Here is a 17453-nt window from a genome sequence, read left to right on the forward strand (position 1 = left end):
CGCTGGGGCAGAACAGGGCATTGTATGCGGCGCCCTGCGCACCGCCCAAGGGGTAAGACCCAAGCTGGCACCGGGGGTTTGCCCCCACCGCGCAAGGCTCAAGCCCTCCACAAGGGAATATGGGTAAAAATGGGCCTATGCGCTAGCGAAATATGCCTAGACAGCTATTTTATTAATAGCAAAAGCCCGCGCGAACGCGGGCTTTTGCATGCGGGCTTTAATGCCCCGGGGCCACTCAGGCCACCTGACGCTGGACGGGCGTGCCCGTGCGCCACTGTGTCATCAGGCCGTCCCACTTGGGGCGCGCAGCCTTCAGGTGCCGCTCCTTCACGTGGCCGTAACCGCGAATTTCTTCGGGAATGCGCGCAATCTCCACGGCCAGCGCCAGGTTGTCGGCGTTCAGGCGGGCCAGCAGCTCATCAATGCAGGCGCGGTATTCGACGATCAGCGCACGCTCCATGCGGCGCTCCTCGGTCTTGCCGAAGATGTCCAGGGCCGTGCCACGCAGGCCCTTCATCTTGGCCAGCACGCCAAACGCGCTGCGCATCCACGGGCCGAACGGCTGCTTGACCAGCTCGCCCTTGTCGTTCTTCTTGGCGGTCAGGGGCGGCGCCAGGTGGTGCACCAGCTTGTAGTCGCCTTCGAACATGTTCGCGATCTTGTCCGTGAAGGCCTTGTCGGTGTGCAGGCGCGCCACCTCGTACTCGTCCTTGTAGGCCATGAGCTTGAACAGGTAGCGGGCCACGGCCTCGGACAACTTCGTGCCGGTGCCCAGCTTCGCTTCCGCTGCCTTCACCTTCTCGACGAAGGCTTGGTAGTCGGCTGCGTAAGCCGCGTTCTGGTAGCCGGTGAGGAACTCCACGCGCTTGGTCACCATTTCGGCCAGCGAAGGCTTCTTGACGAACTGGATCACCTGCGCGGCCTGGAACAGCGCCTGAACGGCGGCGAGGTCGTGCGCGCAACGGCGGCCCCATTCGAAGGCCGCCTTGTTGTTCTCGACCTGCACGCCGTTCAATTCCATGGCGCGCATCAGCGATGCGTAGGTGAGCGGCACGCGGCCCTTTTGCCAGGCGTAGCCCAGCATCAGCGGGTTGGTGTAGATGCTGTCGCCCAGCAGTTGGGTGGCCACCTGCTCGGCGTCAAAGCTACCCACACCGCCCGCGCCCACGGCGGCACTGATGGCTGCATCGCAGTTGCCACCGGGGAACTGCCAGTCGGGGTTGTTCACAAACGCAGCCGTGGGCGTGCCATGCGTGTTGAGTGCCACGAAGGTACGACCGGGCTGCATGACGGCCAAGGTGTACTTGTGCGCGGCCACGATGGAATCACAGCCGATCACCAGGTCAGCCTTGGCGGTATCGACCTTGGTGGTGTAGATGGCGTCCGGCCGGTTGGCGATCTGGATATGGCTCCAGGTGGCGCCGCCCTTTTGGGCCAGGCCACCGGCGTCCTGAGTGATGACGCCCTTGCCGTCCAGGTGCGCAGCCATGCCCAGCAACGAGCCGATGGTGATCACGCCCGTACCGCCCACACCGCCCACCACAATGCCCCATGCGCTTTCGGCCACGGGTAGCACAGGCTCAGGAATGGAGGGCAGCGCCGACAGGTCGCCCTTCTTCTCTTTCTTGGGCTTCTTGAGCTGGCCGCCTTCCACCGTCACAAAGCTCGGACAGAAGCCGTTGACGCACGAGTAGTCCTTGTTGCAGGTGCTCTGGTTGATGCGGCGCTTGCGACCGAGTTCGGTCTCCACCGGCTCCACGGACAGACAGTTGGACTTGGTCGAGCAGTCGCCGCAGCCCTCGCACACCAACTCGTTGATGACCACAGTCTTATCGGGCGTGGCCAGCTTGCCGCGCTTGCGGCGGCGGCGCTTTTCCGTCGCGCAGGTCTGGTCGTAAATGATGGCCGTGCAGCCCTTGATCTCGCGGAACTGGCGCTGGATGGTGTCCAGCTCGTCACGGTGGTGCACCGTCACGCCTTCGGCCAGGGCCGCGCCGTCGTACTTGTGCGGCTCGTCGGTCACGATCACAAGCTTGGCCACGCCTTCAGCCTTCAGGCTGTTCATGATCTGCAGCACGCTGTGGCCCTCGGGCCGCTCGCCCACCTGCTGACCACCAGTCATGGCCACGGCGTCGTTGTAAAGCACCTTGTAGGTGATGTTCACACCCGCTGCGATGCTCTGGCGGATGGCCAGCAGGCCGCTGTGGAAGTAGGTGCCGTCGCCCAGGTTGGCAAAGATGTGCGCGTCGGTGGTGAAGGGCTGCTGACCGACCCAGGTCACGCCCTCGCCACCCATCTGCGTGAAGGTGCTGGTACGGCGGTCGGGCATCCAGTTGACCATGTAGTGACAGCCAATGCCCGCCACAGCGCGGGAGCCTTCGGGCACGCGGGTGCTGGTGTTGTGGGGGCAGCCGCTGCAAAACCACGGGGCGCGTTCGCCCGTGTCCACCTTCAGCTCCGTCATTGCGCGCTCGCTGGCCTCGATGATGGCCAGGCGCGCTTCCATGCGGGCCACGATGTCGCTCGATACGCCCAGCTTCTTGAGGCGCTTCGCAATGGCCTTGGCGATGATGGCCGGCGTGAGGTCGGCCTTGGCGCGCAGCAGCCAGTTCTGGCTGGGGTTGGGCATGCTCCATTCGCCGCCGGTGAGGTCTTCACCGTTGGGGCCCTCGGGCTCGTCAAACTTGCCCAGCACATTGGGGCGCACGTCGGGGCGCCAGTTGTACAGCTCTTCCTTGAGCTGGTACTCGATGACCTGGCGTTTTTCTTCCACCACCAGAATCTCCTGCAGGCCCTGCGCGAAGTCGCGGGTGATGGTGGCTTCCAGCGGCCACACCACATTGACCTTGTGCACGCGGATGCCCAGCTGGCGGCAGGTGTCGTCATCCAGGCCCAGGTCCACCAGCGCCTGGCGGGTGTCGTTGTAGGCCTTACCGCTGGCGATGATGCCAAAGCGGTCTTGTTTGCCTTCGATGACGTTGTAGTTGAGCTTGTTGGCGCGGATGTACGCCAGGGCCGCGTACCACTTGTAGTCCATCAGGCGCGCTTCCTGCTCCAGCGGCGCGTCGGGCCAGCGGATGTGCAGGCCGCCGGGCGGCATCACAAAGTCCTCGGGCAGGATGATCTTGACCCGGTCGGGGTCGATGTTGATGCTGCTGGACGACTCCACCACCTCCTGGATGGTCTTCATGCCCGACCACACGCCCGAAAAACGGCTCATGGCAAAAGCGTGCAAGCCCATGTCCAAAATTTCCTGCACGCTGCTCGGGAAGAACACCGGAGTACCGCAGGCCTTGAAGATGTGATCGCTCTGGTGCGCGGCCGTGCTGCTCTTGCTGATGTGGTCGTCGCCCGCAATCGCGATCACGCCGCCGTGCTTGGCAGTGCCCGCCATGTTGGCATGCTTGAACACGTCGGAGCAGCGGTCCACGCCGGGACCCTTGCCGTACCAGATGCCGAACACGCCATCGAACTTCTTGCTTTGCGGGTACAGATCGAGCTGCTGCGTGCCCCACACCGCGGTGGCGCCCAGCTCTTCGTTCACACCGGGCTGGAAGACGACGTTGTTGGCCGCCAGGTGCTTCTTGGCAGCCCAGAGCGCCTGGTCGTACGTGCCCAGAGGCGAGCCCCGGTAGCCGCTGATGAAACCTGCCGTATTCAGTCCCGCCGCCGCATCGCGCTGGCGCTGCAGCATGGGCAGGCGCACGAGGGCCTGCACACCGCTCATGAAGGCTCGGCCCTCACCCAAGGTGTATTTGTCATCCAGGGTGACGGTCTCTAGCGCTTTGCGGACGGATTCTGGCAGCGGGGCATTCATGGCTATGTCTCCAATGGCTTCTTTGTGGGGCCTGGCCTTGTGGGCCGGTGGGGCAGGATCCGTCCGCCCGTTTAGGGCAGCCGCTCCAATGTGGAGGTAAGTGTATGTCTGCGTCGCTGATATGTCTTTGCGTTCTGTGCCGTGTTTAGGCTATTCTGAGAAAGGATCTTTCTCTTTTCAACCGCTTTGTGAACACTCTCGACAAATTCGATATCGCCATCCTCAACGAGCTGCAGGCTGACGCCCGACTGACGAACGCCGAGTTGGCCCAGCGAGTGGGACTGTCGGCCGCCCCCTGCTGGCGCCGCGTGCGGGCGCTGGAGGAGCAGGGCTTCATCAAGGGATACCGCGCGGAGATCGACCGGCACAAGATCGGCCTCGGGGTGCTGGCCTTTGTGCGGCTGGATGCCGACCGCAGCACGGGCAACCTCACGCGCAAGATGGAGGAAGCCATCCGCCAGATCCCCGAGGTCGTGTCCTGCCACTATATCAGCGGCACTGGCACGTTCGAGCTGCAGGTGGTGGCGCGGGACCTGGACAGCTTCTCGCAATTTGCGCGCGATGTGCTGCTGAACCTGCCCAACGTGAAGGACATGCACACCAGCTTCTCGCTGGGCGAGGTGAAGGCCAGCGGGGCGCTGCCGCTGACGCACCTGAGCCGTCCGCGTGCTTGAAAGCCTACTAGCGCCCTCAGCACACGCCCATGAGCACGGCGGCGCGATGCCAGGCCCGCAGCCCCGCCCGCCTCAGCGTGGCCACAGCGCCCACAGGCGCAGGTTCTGCTTGAGCCGGCCTGCGATGTCGCCCGCCTCCGGTCCCCAACCCGTGAAATAGTCCGCGCGCACCGCCCCGAGGATGGCACTGCCCGTATCCTGCGCCAGCACCAAGCGGTTGAGCTGTACCTGCGGGCCGGTGGACGCAAGCCACACGGGAGTGCCATAGGGAATGCTCTGCCGGTCCACCGCGATGGATCGCCCCGGCGTCAAGGGCACGCCCTGTGCGCCGCGCGGGCCGAAACCGGCGTCCAGCGGGCTCAAGGGCTCTTCACGAAAGAACACATAGCGCGGGTTGCTCCACAGCAGCTCGTTGGTGCGCTGGGGGTTGATGGCCACCCAGGCGCGGATGCCAGGCCAGGTCGCATCGCGCGTGAGGCCCTGGTCGAGCAACCAGCGGCCCACGCTCTGGTAGGGCTGGTCATTGGTGCCCGCGTAGGCTACCCGCACCAGCGAGACGGAGCCATCGGACTCGGTGATGCGCAAGCGGCCCGAGCCCTGGATGTGCAGCACCATGGACTCGATGGGGTCACGCAGCCACGCAATGGCCCGGCCCGCCAGTGCGGCCTGGGCCTCCGGCAGCGTGTCGATCTGCTGGCGCGTGTACCAGGGCTTGCGCGCACCCAGACTGGCGGGCACACGGTAAATGGGCACGGTGAAGCCATTGCCGGGCTGGCGTACAGCATCCATCATGGGTTCGTAGTACGCCGTGAGCAGACCGTCGGGGTTGCCGTCGGTGGACTCGACGCGATAGGGCTGCAGGCGTGCAATGAGCCAGGCGCGCTGTTCATCGGCCGTGGCAATGCTCAGTTGCCGCACCTCGCTGCACAGCGCTGTGAAGGGCGGCTGGGGCCGTTCGCAACTCTTGATCCAGGCATTCCAGGCTTCGTGCAGTGCGTCTTCGGTAAAGCCCGGCAGCTCGGACCAGCGCACCGGCGTCCAGCGGCTTTTGGGTTGCGCCAGGGGCGGTGGCAAAGGACCGGTGTCGCCAGGCAGCACCACGCTACTGGGTGGCAGCGGTGCCGGGGTACCCCCAGGGCGCGCAGGGACAGGGGCAGGGGGCGTGGAGCAGGCGGCCAGCGTTCCTACAATCAGCGCCGTCAACGCAACGCGCAGGAGTGTCAATTTCATGGGGCTGATTTTGCTTGAAGCGCTGCTGGCGCTGGTGGTGCTGGTGGCCATCGTGTGGTGGACCATGTTCTCGGGACGCAAGGGGGGCGAGCTCAAGTCCCCGCAGCCCACCGACCAGGACAGCCCCCCGCCTCCCGCCCCCTGACAGGTGGCGCGCCCGGCGCAGGGGCTGCGGCCATGTCCTACAGCCACGGTGCCGATGTGCTGATGGCGCCGGCCCGGCTGCAGGGCCACGATGGCACGAGCCGGGTGAAGCCGCTGTGCGGGAATGCGACGACGCTCCCGACGCAGGGGTGCAAAGCCCACCCAGCGCCATCGACTTTCAAGGAGCACGCACATGCGCACACACATTCAACTTCTCGGCGCTGCCGCCGCCATCGTTCTGGTCACCGGTTGCGCGAACATGGACGACACCCAGCGCCGCACGGCCACGGGCGCCGGCATCGGGGCGCTGGCGGGCGCGGTCATCGGCTCTGCCACCGGCGGCAGTGCAGGGACTGGAGCGGTGGTAGGCGCGGGCGTGGGGGCACTGGGCACCTACATCTGGTCGCAAAACATGGAGCGCCAGAAGCGCGAGATGGAACAAGCCACACAGGGCACCGGCATCGCCGTGACGCAGACGGCCGACAACCAGCTCAAGCTGAACATTCCCAGTGACATCTCTTTTGCGGTGGGTCGCTCGGACATCCAGCCCAACTTCGCCCCGGTGCTGGACCAGTTTGCCGCCGGCCTGCGCAGCAACCCGAACACCGACGTACGCATCGTGGGCCACACCGACAGCACGGGCGCCGACGCTGTCAACAACCCCTTGTCCATGGACCGCGCCGCCAGCACCCGCAGCTACCTCACGGCGCGCGGTGTGGATGGCCGCCGGATCGTGATCGAAGGCCTCGGCGAGCGCTACCCCATTGCCACCAACGACACCGCCGAAGGCCGTGCACGCAACCGGCGGGTCGAGATTTTTGTGGGTGAGCGACCCCGGGGCTGAGCGCGCGGGCGTCGAAATCCAGGCCTCGCAGCCAGGCTCAGTGCCCGGTGCGCAGCAGGTTGGCCAACTCCACGGCCGACTTGACCTGCATCTTGTCAAACACGCGTGAGCGGTGGACCTCCACCGTGCGCACGCTGATATCGAGCTGGTCAGCGATCAGCTTGTTGGGCAGCCCCGCCACCACCAGATCCATCACATCGCGCTCGCGCTCGGTCAACTCGGTCAGGCGCACCTGCAGGTCGCTGCGCTCGCGCACCTGCGCCAGGTGCTCTGCAGATCGGGCCAGCGCCTGCTCGATGCGGTCCACCAGCGCGTTGTCGGAAAAAGGCTTCTCGCAAAAATCAAACGCACCGCGCTTGACCGTGTCCACGGCAGTGGGCACATCGGCGTGTCCAGTGAGAAAAATCACCGGCATGGTGGCCAGGTCTCCCCGCGCGGCCAGCACGTCAAACAGTGCCAGACCGCTCATGCCAGGCATGCGCACATCCAGCAACAGGCAACAAGGCTGGCGCTGGGGCGGCCGCTTTTGCAGCATGGCATCGAAGGCCTCGGCCGAATCAAAGGACTCGCTGGGCAGTCGGCGCGAGCGCAGCAGCCAGGCCAGCGCCTCGCGCACGCTGGCGTCATCGTCCACGATGTACACGGTGGCGTTGGTGATGGGCTCCATAAATCAGTTCAGTGGTCCATTGCAATATCTGTCACGCGCACACGCTGAAGCCGCCAGGGCCTGGCACAGGCCCATGCCATAAGCCTCAGGATGTGGCGCCATTGTTCACGGGTAGCGTGAAGGTAAACACCGTACCACGGGGTTCATTCGGCGCAAATCCGAGGAAACCGCCGTGTTGTTCGATGACGGTGCGGCACATGCTCAGTCCCAGGCCCATGCCCTCGGGGCGGGTGGTGAAGAACGGGGTGAACAGCTTTTCTGCGACCTCGGGGGGAATCCCCGTCCCCACATCGGTCACGGCAAATTCAATCCAGCCGTTGTGCGGGTTGGAGGCTGCACGCCGCACCCGGATATCCAGCACACGATTGCGCACGCCGGGGTCGTCCATGGCTTGCATGGCGTTGCGTGCCAGGTTCAGCAGCACCTGCTCCACCATGGTGCGATCGCACAACGCGGGCGCCAGGCCCGGCTCGATGGATGTGTTGACGCGCACACCCAGCTTGCGGGCCTGCAGGCTCACCAGCGGCAGGATGGCATCGAGCAATTGCTGCGCATGCACGGCCTCGCGGGCCTGGTCACGGCGTCGCACAAAGTCGTGGACGCTCTTGATCACGCGGCCCGCGCGCTCGGCCTGGCGGGCAATCTGGCGCATCGCCATGCGCACATCGTCCAGGGCATCGTGCTCGGGGGTGGACGCACCGGCGCCGACACTGGCGGGCGTGGCATGTTCCAGCAGGTTGATGGAGCCATTGGCGTAGCTGGAGATGGCGGCCAGCGGCTGGTTGAGTTCGTGGCTGAGCAACGAGGCCATCTCGCCGACCGTGGCCAACCGCGCAGTGGCCTGCAGACGTTCCTGCGAGGCGCGGGACAGCTCCTCGACCCGGCGCTGCTCGCTGATGTCCAGGAACGCGCTCATCCAGCCCGTGTGCTGGCCTTGGGCGTTGATGAGCGGGGCCTCGATGATCAGCACAGGAAACCGGGTGCCATCCTTGCGCATGAACTCGGACTCAAACCCCTCGCGCGGTGGCATGGTGCCTGCAAAACGGATGGCTTGGCGCTGGCGGTATTCCTCGACACGCTCGGGCGGCCAATAGGGTGCTGACATGCTCAGGCCCAGCAGCTCCTGCGGGCTGAAGCCCACCATCTCGCAAAAGGCCGGGTTGACGTAGGTGATGCGCCCCTCCAGGTCGCGCGCGCGCAGCCCGGTCACCAGCGAGTCCTCCATCGCCTTGCGAAAGGCCAGCGCGTCGGCCAGGTCGCGCTCGGCGCGCAGGCGGCGACGGTTGTCGCGCACCAGCACCACCATCACCGTCACCAGCGCAATCGACATGGCCGTCACCAGGGCTGTGAGCACATTGGGAAACAGGCTGGGCGCGCTGTGCCAGCTGTCCATGCGCAGTACCAGCGTGCTGCCTGGCAGGTCCATCAGGTGCTGTGCCGAGAACATGCGCGAACCCCGGCGTGCCGCACCCAGCACGGCCAGTCGGGTGCCGTCGGCCTCGGTGAAGGAGGCTTCCTGGCTGCGGGTGAGGTTGTGACCCACCAGATTGGCCAGGATGTCCTGCAGCGCATAGGTCGCTACCAGGTACCCGTTGGTGCGCCCGCTGGCAGACAGCGGCACACACAGCTCCATCATCTCCGAGCCCAGACCGTCCCCATGGGGCTGAAAGTAGCTACTGGAATACGCAGGCCCCCCCAGGCGACGCGCGTTGGCGCAGGCGATGGTGAGGTCCGACTGGCCACTGTCGCGCAGTCGCATGTCCCACGCCACCGGTCGGTAGGGCGACTGCACATGGGTGCGCATGTGCAGGCTGGCGTCACGCAGCTCGATGCGCACCAGTTCGCGCCGATTGCGCAGCAGGTCAGACGCCTCGACCTCCCAGGCCAGATGGCTCGGGTTGTCGCTGGGCAGGGCCTGCAGGCTCTGCAGGTTGTGCGTCAGCGCGGTGCGGATGTCAGACACCGCATCGGCCGTGTCGCGCTCCAGGCGGGTCTGCACCTGGCTGGCTTCGTAGCGCCCGGCCAGCCACACCATCGTGGCCAGCATGGACACCACGAGCAGCACCAGCGCAGTCCACAACGACCAGCGTCGCCAGGCGCCGCGCCAGCGCTGCAGCAGCGTGCGTTTGGCGGGGAAGGCAGGGGTGGCAGTCACAGCACGCGGTGGGTCAATGCGGGCAGCTGGGCACGCACGGCGCCCAGGCGTTGCGCGTCCAGCTCTCCGGCGACCACGCCAGCGCCCTGATCCCGCTGCGCGACGATGCTGCCCCAGGGGTCCACCAGCATGCTGTGGCCCCAGGTGTGGCGGCCATTGGCGTGCACACCGCCTTGGGCAGGGGCCAGCACATAGGCCAGGTTTTCCACCGCGCGGGCGCGCAGCAGGACCTCCCAGTGCGCTTGGCCCGTGGTGTGGGTGAAGGCGCTGGGCACCAGCAGCAGGTCGGCACCGGCGCGGGCATGGGCGCGATAAAGCTCCGGAAAGCGCAGGTCGTAGCACACGGACAGCCCCACGCGCCAGCGCCGCCCGTCCCGGGCCTGCAGATCAAAATGCACCGGAGTGTCCCCAGCGTCGATGACCCGGCCTTCGTCGTACTGTTCCGCGCCGTTGCTGAAGCGAAAGAGGTGGATCTTGTCGTAGCGCGCAACGCAGGTGCCCGTCGGGTCGAAGACCAGCGTGGTGTTGCGCACCCGGTCCGGCGCGTCTGTGGCCATCGGCAGCGTGCCGCCCACAATCCACATCTGCAGCGCGCGTGCGGTATCGGCCAGAAACTGCTGGATCACCCCGGCGCCGGCGGTCTCACGGAACGCCAGCTTGTCGGTGTCCTTGTGCCCCATCAGGCAAAAATACTCAGGCAGCACGGCGAGTTCGGCGCCGCCCTGCGCAGCCTGTTCCAGCAGCTCGCGCGCAACACGCAGGTTGTCGTCCAGCGCGGTGCCGGACACCATCTGGATGGCAGCAACTTTCATGAAGGTTCTCCGGTCTTGGGGGGCGGGTTGACGCGGGGCGCCGCCTCGGTGGCAGGGCTCGCTTCGCGCCCGCGGCGGGCCACGCGCACCACGCGCGGGTCGGCCCAGGTGCCATCGACGCGGAACTCCTGCGTGGCCGCCTCGATCAGCGGGCCCCGCAAAAACACCTGGGCCAAAAAGCTGCCCAGGCCAATCACCGGGTTGATGGCCGTGGCCACGAGCGAGGCGGTCATGGCATTGATCTCGGGCACCACCACCACACGCAGGTCCTGCGTTTCCTGGTCGATATTGGCGCTGCCCTCCATCAGCACGGCCGCATTGACGCCCTTCATCTGCAGGTTGTTGGTGGTGGCCACGCCCCGCTCGATGCGCACATCGCCCCGCACAAAATCGAACGCAAAGCCTTCGCTGAACACATCACGAAAATCCAGTGTCAGCCGGCGTGGCAGCGATTGCAGACTGAGCACGCCCAGCAGCTTGGCCAACCCAGGGTCGGCCTTCAGAAACTGGCCGGACTCGACATTCAGGTTGATCTGCCCGGTCATGCTGCGGTAGTCGGGGCTGAACGGCGCGCCAATCCAGCCCACCTGCCCCTCCATGCGGCCCTTGCCACGCCGAACCACGTTGGCCATGCCCAGGCGGGCCAGCAGGTCGCCCGAATCGCGGATATCGAGCTTGAAGCTCAGCACGGTGCGCCGCTCCGCAGAACGGGGGCCCGCCGCAGCGGCATTGAGCACCGCCCAGTTGCCGCTGGCGGTGAACGCTGCCTCAGGCGCGGTGATGTTGAACTTGGACAGACGCCATTCGCGCTGCACGCCCTCGCCGCCCCGGTTCTGGGCCTCCATCTCCACCCGACCCAGCCGCTTGCCCCGCAGCTCAAAGTCGTCCACCACGATGTCCAGCGCGGGCAGATTGCCCGGTTGCTCGTTGAGCAGCTCTTCGACCTGCGTCACATCGCTTTGCGGCATGTTCACCCGCGACAGGCGCGCAAACAAGCGGCCATTGCTGAACTCGGGCGTGCCTGGCTGGCGGTATTCCAGGTAACCGTTGAGTTCGGTGGCATCGAGGTTGGCTCGCCAGGTGGTGCCGTCGCGCAGCGCACCCGCCACCACGTTGTGCAGTGTGCGGCCCTGCAAAGTGAGTTCACGCGCGCGCAGTGCCAGCGTGGTGGGCAGATAGTCCTGCGCCACCGCCGGCCCGGCGGGCGTCGTCGTCGTTGCTGGGCTGCGGGTAGCTGGCTCGGCCGCAGTCACCCGTGTGAGCACCTCGTCCCAGGCGTCCACATCCAGCTTGCCTTGGTTGATGTTGGCAGCCACGCCCTGGGTGGGCATCGGGGCCGACTCACCGTTGCTCAGGCCCACACCGATCGCGCCCCGCAACACGCGCGGCAGGGGGCCGCTCAGGTCGCGCACATAGGTCGCCGATCCGAGGGAACCCAGGTCCAGCGTGATCTGGTCCCGCAGCGGGGGGGCATTGCTCCCGTTGCCGTTGTTGTTCGCCAAGCCCACCAGCGATTCGCGCGCCACTTGGTTGTCGAAACGCAGGGGCAGGCTGCTGTCCGCCGTTTTACCCAGCGGGGGAGGCAAGGCCAGGGCCAGGCCCTGCAGGCTGGTGTTCACCTGCAGTTCAGGCACCCCGCGGCGAAACGACAGGGCCAGTGTGTACGGGGCGCTACCAGTGGCCCGCCGCGCCAGTTGCGACAACATGCCCAGCTGCGGGGTTTGCTGCAGCCCCTCGGCCGTGGCGGTGCCCTGGGCACGGATCTGCACTGCAGACTCGGTGGCCGGGGCATTGGCCGCCAGAGCGCGCATGCCACCTTCCAGCCGCACCGGGCCGCCCAGCGCCTGGGCCTGCACGTTGGACAGCGAAAACCCCGTCTCGCTGAACTGCACGGCGCCCCGCACGCGGGTGAGCGCAGGGGTGTCGGGGGTGATGCGCAGCTCGTTGCCCGCCAGCGTGACGCTGCCCTGCACCTTGGATTTGTTGATGTCGCTGATGGGCAGGCTCAACCGCAGCTGGAAGTCGGCGTTGCCCGTACCGCTGGCCTGCTCCAGCGCATTGCCCGTCATGCGGCCCAGCGGCGAGGTGGCCATGAGCGTGAGCAGCTCGGCCAGCGGGCCGCGTGCATCGGCACTCACGCCCACCACGGTGTGCGCCAGGTCTGGAATCCGCGCCTCGACCTTGGACAGACGCAGGCCCTTGCTGCCTGCAAAGCCGCCGCTCGCGCCGCGCACCTGCATGGACGAGCGTTCAAAGATCAGCTCGCCGCCCAGATCGATCAGCGCGGGCCAGGGCAGGGTGCCCGCGGGCTGCAGTGCGGTGGGCACGTAGGCGTAGGTGACGTCCTTGACCCGCGCCGCAATGCGGAATTCACCTTGCTTGGGGTCGTTGAAGGGCAGATCGTGCAGATCGCCCTTGACGCGGAACTGCACATTGCTGGCGCTGCCAGCCACCACCGCATCGCGCACATAGTGGCGCGAATCAGCGGGGATGGACAGGGGCAGGTAGCGGTGCACCCGGGTGCCGTCAGCGCGGTGCAACGTGCCCGTGAGGTCCAGCACCCCCGGAAAGCGCGACCGGTGGGGCGCCTTGGATGGGTCGCTGGTGTGCCAGGTGGCGCGGGCATCGCCCTGGGCATCGGCATTGGCGAACTGCACATCGTTAGCCTGCACAGCAATGCGGTCGCCGTCCAGTTGCCAGCGCACATCGGCGCTGAGCCGGTCGAGCGGCAGGACGGGCTCCTCAAAAACCCCCGGCAGCACCAGCGCCCCCGACGCCATGGTCAGCGCCGCCTTGCCCCCTGCCTGGGTCATATCGATGTCCACGTTGGCGCCGCGCAAGCCCAAGTGGGCGGGTGCCGCGACATCGGTAGCACCGGCCAGCGCCAGCCCCTGGATGCGCCCCTTGACCTGGTACTGCTGCAGCGCATCCAGCGGCCCCTTCCAGGTGGCCTGGATCTCGTCCACCAGCCCTTGGGGCGTGTAGGTGCGCAAGGCGTCGTGGGCGGCCGTTCCCAGCGGCAGACGGCTGGCCACCTGCGCCAACGCCGCCAGGTCCAGCCGGTCGGCCCGCAACTCGCCTTGCGCCGGGGCCTTGCCATTGGCATCGGTGTGCACCAGTCGCAAGTTGCCGCCGGGCCAAGTCAGGCCATCGTCGGTCTGGAACTGCAGCGCCTGCGTCGAGAATTCAAAGCCGCCAACCAAGCGGCGACCTCCCAGGCGCCCCTGGATGGAGGGCAGCACCAGCGGTCGCAAGTCAGGGGCCAGGGTGGTGTTCACGTCGGCGAGCGCCAGGTCGGCCGTGCCACCCACGACCTGCCCGCTGCGCACGTCGGCCCAGGCCCGCAGCGCGCCCCGGCCCTGGGCCACCTCGATGCCCACATCGGCGTGGTGACGCAGGCGAGATACGTCCACCCGCGCGAAATGGGCAAACACCTGGCCGCTCCAGTGCTTCCAGTTGCCATCGCGGGCGCGCAGCAGCGGCGCGCGAAACAGGCCCACCAGGGTAAAGCGGTCACCCCATTCCGGCGGTGGCGTGGCATCTACCCGAAGGTTGTGGCGCCAGTTGCCGTTGCGCAAAACCACGTCCACCTTTTCCAGCGCCAACTCCGGGGCGCCGCGCTGCTCATCGGTCCAGCGCACGGTTCCGTCCTTGATGTACACCTCGCCCTGCGAGAACAACCAGTCGGCCGCCGCGCTGCTGTCGCCCTGGTTCTGGGCAAATTCAAGCCCCGCCACATAGATGCGCCCGTCGCTCGCGCGGCGCACGTCCAGGTCAGGGCCTTCGATGTAAAGCTGCTCAAACCCCCACTGCAGCAGCGAACGGGGCGACAGCGCCACCACCACCCGGGGCAGGTGCAACGCCGTGCGGCCCGAGGCATCCAGCAGCGCCACGTCGGAAAGTTCGATGGAGGGGATCAACCCCTCGGTGCGGGCCACGATGGCACCGATCTGCACGGGAACCCCCAATACCCGTGCGGCCTGCGCCTGCAACTGTGGGCGGAAATCACCGATTCGCGGCACAATCCAGCCATGAAGAGCCCCCCATGCGATGGTCAGCAGCAGCCAGAAGGCGAGCAACAATCCCAGAGACCACCGCGCAAAACCTGCAACTATTTTCAGCAGGCGTGAGGGGTGCGAGGTGGGATCGATCATGGTGAGATGGAAAGTGGCAGGAATTATGACCCGCAGCCCTGGCATGGGTTCACTCGTGACCCGAGTGCCCAGTGAGCTTTTGTATGCCGTCGGGCCCGCAGACCAGCACCTCGCTCCCCGTCCAACATCCGGCTGTGGCTGCCATGCATCCTTCTCTGTCTGACCCCCGCTGCCACCAGCCCCTGCCCGAGGGTCCCCTGGCCGAGCATTCCCGCTTCTATCAGCGCCTGCACCGCCGCTACGCCCATGACCTGCCCCTGCTGCCCCCGGGCGTCCCGGTGCTGGCGACCATGGAGCAGGCCTACGACGCCCTGTGCGCACGCGGCTGCGACACGGGCACCGCGCTGCGCGTGCTGCGCCAACTGGTCATGGAACGGCTGATCCAGCTGGATTGCGAGGCGCAGACACCCCTGGCCGACATCACCCGCGCCGTGACCGAACTGGCCGAGCTGGCCCTGGACCGCGCCTGCCAGCAGGCACGTCGCGAACTGGACGAACGCCATGGCGCACCGCGCGGCCCGCAGGGCCAGCCCGTGCAGCTGTGGATCATCGGCATGGGCAAACTGGGCGCCCGCGAGCTCAATGTCTCCAGCGACATCGACCTCATCTATGTGTATGAGCACGATGGCGAAACCGCTGGCATGCCCGATGGCCGGGGCCGCATCTCCAACCACGAATATTTCGCACGCGCCGTCAAGGCCATCTACAGCCTGGTGGGCGACACCACCGAGCACGGCTTTGTCTTCCGGGTAGACCTTGCCCTGCGGCCCAATGGCAACTCGGGCCCCGCATCGGTGTCCCTGGCCGCGCTGGAGGAATACCTGCAGGTGCAGGGCCGCGAATGGGAGCGGTTTGCCTGGCTCAAGAGCCGCGTGGTGGCCCCGCGCGACTGCATTGGCAGCCCCGAGGTGCAGGCCCTGCGCGGCGTGGTGCTGCCGTTTGTGTTCCGCCGCTACCTGGACTACAGCGTGTTCGACGCGCTGCGCTCGTTGCACAGCCAGATCCGGGACCATGCGTCCAAACGCAGCGCTGGGCACCCCGAGCGCGCCAACGACGTCAAGCTCTCCCGCGGCGGCATCCGCGAGATCGAATTCACCGTGCAGCTGCTGCAGGTGGTGCGCGGCGGGCAGTTCCCCGAGCTGCGCCGCCGCCCCACGCTCGATGCGCTGCAGCGCCTGGCCCATGCGGGCCTGATGCCCCAGGAAACCGCCGACGCGCTGGCCCGAGCCTACGTGTTTTTGCGCCGGGTGGAGCACCGCATCCAGTACCTGGACGACCAGCAGACCCACGTACTGCCCACGCGCGACGACGACCTGGCCTGGATCGCCAGCACCCTGGGCTACAAGGACTGCTGCGCCTTCCTGCACGAGCTGGACGCACACCGCGAGCTGGTGGCCCAGGAGTTCGACACCCTGCTGGGTGGCAACGGCAAAAAACAATGCAGTGGTGGCGGCTGTGGCGGCCCCCGGGCAGCGGCACCGCCCCCCCCTGAACTGGAAGGCCTGCTGGAGCAGCTGCCGCCGGGCTTTCGCGAGCGTGTGGCCGAATGGCGCAACTACCCGCGCGTCGCCGGGCTGCGTGACGAGGCGCGCGCGCGCCTGTTCCGCCTGGTGCAGCGCACGGCCCAGTGGCTCAAGGAGGGACGCGTCACTGAAGAGGCGACCATACGCCTGGCAAACTGGCTGGAGCCGCTGCTGCGGCGCGAAAGCTATCTGGCGCTGCTGCTGGAGCGGCCTTCGGTGCACGAACAGCTGCTGCACCTGCTGGGCGCAGCCAAGTGGCCCGCGCGGTACCTGCTGCAGCACCCCGGCGTGATCGACGAGCTGGTGGGCGACGCGCTGCTGTCCGAGCGTTTTGTGGTGGCCGACTTTGAACGCGAGCTGGGCATGCGCCTGGCGTCGCTGCGCTCCACCGGCGAGGACGACGACGAAACCCTGCTCAACCTGCTGCGCCGTGCCCAGCATGCCGAGACCTTCCGCACCCTGGCCCGCGACGTGGAGCGCCGCATCACCGTCGAGCAGGTGGCCGACGACCTCAGCGCGCTGGCCGACAGCGTGCTGCGCATCACCAGCCAGTGGTGCTGGAGCCGCCTCAAGAACCGCCACCGCGACGAACCCCAGTTCGCCATCATTGGTTACGGCAAGCTGGGCGGCAAGGAGCTGGGCTACGGCAGCGACCTCGACATCGTCTTTGTGTTCGACGACGACGATGAGCGCGCCCCCGAGGTGTACGCGGCCTTTGTGCGCAAGCTCATCAACTGGCTCACCGTCAAGACGGGCGAAGGCGACCTCTATGAGATCGACACCGCCCTGCGGCCCAACGGCAACTCCGGCCTGCTGGTCACGAGCTTTGAGGCCTATGCCAACTATCAGCAGCAACGCGGCAGCAACACCGCCTGGACCTGGGAACACCAGGCCATGACACGTGCGCGGTTCGTGATGGGTAGCGAGGCCCTGCGCGAGCGCTTCGACGCCGTGCGCGAGGCGGTCATCACCTCCGCCCGCGACCCGCTGGCGTTAAAGGGCGAGATCGTGACCATGCGCGAGCGAGTGCGCTCGGCCCACCCCACACCCGCCGGACGCTTCGACGTGAAGCACAGTCCGGGCGGCATGGTGGACGCCGAGTTTGCCCTGCAGTACCTGGTGCTGTCGCAGTCTGCCGCCCACCCCGAGTTGCGCGGCAACCTGGGCAACATCGCCCTGCTGCAACGCGCCGAGCAAGTGGGCCTGCTGCCCGCAGGCGTGGGATACGCAGCCGCCGACGCCTACCGCGAGCTGCGCCGGGTGCAGCACGTGGCGCGGCTGGACGAGGCGCCCACCCAGGTCACGCCCCCCGCACTGCAGGCCGAGCGCGATGCCGTGCTCGCGCTGTGGCAGGCCGTGTTTGGTGCTGCCCCGTAGCAAGCGGCCACTTTCGATGCGGTGACAACCCGTTGCACTTTGGTGCAGCAGCAGCT

Annotated in this window: 10 protein-coding genes; 4 read left to right on the plus strand and 6 right to left on the minus strand. The window is 67.0% G+C overall.

What is annotated here, in order from left to right; all coding sequences use genetic code 11:
• Nucleotides 1–235: 235 nt before the first annotated feature.
• Nucleotides 236–3817 (minus strand): indolepyruvate ferredoxin oxidoreductase family protein, encoded by a 3582-nt coding sequence (locus ASD94_RS13980; protein ID WP_056643915.1) that lies wholly within the window; start codon nt 3815–3817, stop codon nt 236–238.
• 188 nt (nt 3818–4005) lie between these two features.
• Between ASD94_RS13980 and ASD94_RS13985 the strand changes: the two genes are divergently transcribed.
• Entirely contained in the window at nt 4006–4491 is a 486-nt protein-coding gene (locus tag ASD94_RS13985) for an Lrp/AsnC family transcriptional regulator (RefSeq protein WP_056643917.1), read from the plus strand.
• A gap of 72 nt (nt 4492–4563) precedes the next feature.
• Here ASD94_RS13985 and ASD94_RS13990 read toward each other — a convergent pair whose 3' ends face one another.
• Nucleotides 4564–5787, minus strand: coding sequence for a murein transglycosylase A (locus tag ASD94_RS13990; RefSeq protein ID WP_199226397.1), 1224 nt, complete (start codon nt 5785–5787; stop codon nt 4564–4566).
• Here ASD94_RS13990 and ASD94_RS23880 point away from each other — a divergent pair.
• Nucleotides 5720–5866, plus strand: coding sequence for a hypothetical protein (locus tag ASD94_RS23880; RefSeq protein ID WP_199226399.1), 147 nt, complete (start codon nt 5720–5722; stop codon nt 5864–5866). The two genes, ASD94_RS13990 and ASD94_RS23880, sit on opposite strands and share 68 nt — an antisense overlap.
• A 192-nt stretch (nt 5867–6058) precedes the next feature.
• Nucleotides 6059–6709, plus strand: a complete 651-nt coding sequence (locus ASD94_RS13995; RefSeq protein WP_056643919.1) for an OmpA family protein — start codon at nt 6059–6061, stop codon at nt 6707–6709.
• A gap of 37 nt (nt 6710–6746) precedes the next feature.
• Here ASD94_RS13995 and ASD94_RS14000 read toward each other — a convergent pair whose 3' ends face one another.
• The 4 genes from ASD94_RS14000 to ASD94_RS14015 form a co-directional block, all read right to left on the minus strand.
• Nucleotides 6747–7376, minus strand: a complete 630-nt coding sequence (locus ASD94_RS14000; protein WP_056643921.1) for a response regulator transcription factor — start codon at nt 7374–7376, stop codon at nt 6747–6749.
• Between the two features lie 85 nt (nt 7377–7461).
• A complete protein-coding gene (locus tag ASD94_RS14005) occupies nt 7462–9531 on the minus strand; it encodes a nitrogen regulation protein NR(II) (protein ID WP_233247225.1) in 2070 nt (689 codons plus the stop codon).
• Nucleotides 9528–10343, minus strand: coding sequence for a carbon-nitrogen hydrolase family protein (locus ASD94_RS24065; RefSeq protein WP_056643923.1), 816 nt, complete (start codon nt 10341–10343; stop codon nt 9528–9530). Before ASD94_RS24065 ends, ASD94_RS14005 begins: the two co-directional genes overlap by 4 nt.
• On the minus strand, nt 10340–14497 hold the full coding sequence (locus ASD94_RS14015) for a YhdP family protein (RefSeq protein ID WP_056643925.1): 4158 nt from the start codon (nt 14495–14497) through the stop codon (nt 10340–10342). The genes ASD94_RS24065 and ASD94_RS14015 overlap by 4 nt, the downstream gene beginning before the upstream one ends.
• Before the next feature lie 143 nt (nt 14498–14640).
• Between ASD94_RS14015 and glnE the strand changes: the two genes are divergently transcribed.
• Nucleotides 14641–17397, plus strand: a complete 2757-nt coding sequence (gene glnE / locus ASD94_RS14020) for a bifunctional [glutamate--ammonia ligase]-adenylyl-L-tyrosine phosphorylase/[glutamate--ammonia-ligase] adenylyltransferase (RefSeq protein ID WP_056644147.1) — start codon at nt 14641–14643, stop codon at nt 17395–17397.
• Nucleotides 17398–17453: the final 56 nt, after the last annotated feature.

This window comes from Acidovorax sp. Root70 (assembly GCF_001428225.1).
GTDB lineage: Bacteria > Pseudomonadota > Gammaproteobacteria > Burkholderiales > Burkholderiaceae_C > Acidovorax.

Coding starts and splice junctions, on each gene's coding strand:
- ASD94_RS13980 (WP_056643915.1), bottom strand. CDS start 3,817: ATGAATGCCCCGCTGCCAGAATCCGTCCGCAAAGCGCTAGAGACCGTC.
- ASD94_RS13995 (WP_056643919.1), top strand. CDS start 6,059: ATGCGCACACACATTCAACTTCTCGGCGCTGCCGCCGCCATCGTTCTG.
- ASD94_RS14015 (WP_056643925.1), bottom strand. CDS start 14,497: ATGATCGATCCCACCTCGCACCCCTCACGCCTGCTGAAAATAGTTGCA.
- ASD94_RS13990 (WP_199226397.1), bottom strand. CDS start 5,787: ATGGTCCACCACACGATGGCCACCAGCACCACCAGCGCCAGCAGCGCT.
- glnE (WP_056644147.1), top strand. CDS start 14,641: ATGCATCCTTCTCTGTCTGACCCCCGCTGCCACCAGCCCCTGCCCGAG.
- ASD94_RS23880 (WP_199226399.1), top strand. CDS start 5,720: ATGGGGCTGATTTTGCTTGAAGCGCTGCTGGCGCTGGTGGTGCTGGTG.
- ASD94_RS24065 (WP_056643923.1), bottom strand. CDS start 10,343: ATGAAAGTTGCTGCCATCCAGATGGTGTCCGGCACCGCGCTGGACGAC.
- ASD94_RS14000 (WP_056643921.1), bottom strand. CDS start 7,376: ATGGAGCCCATCACCAACGCCACCGTGTACATCGTGGACGATGACGCC.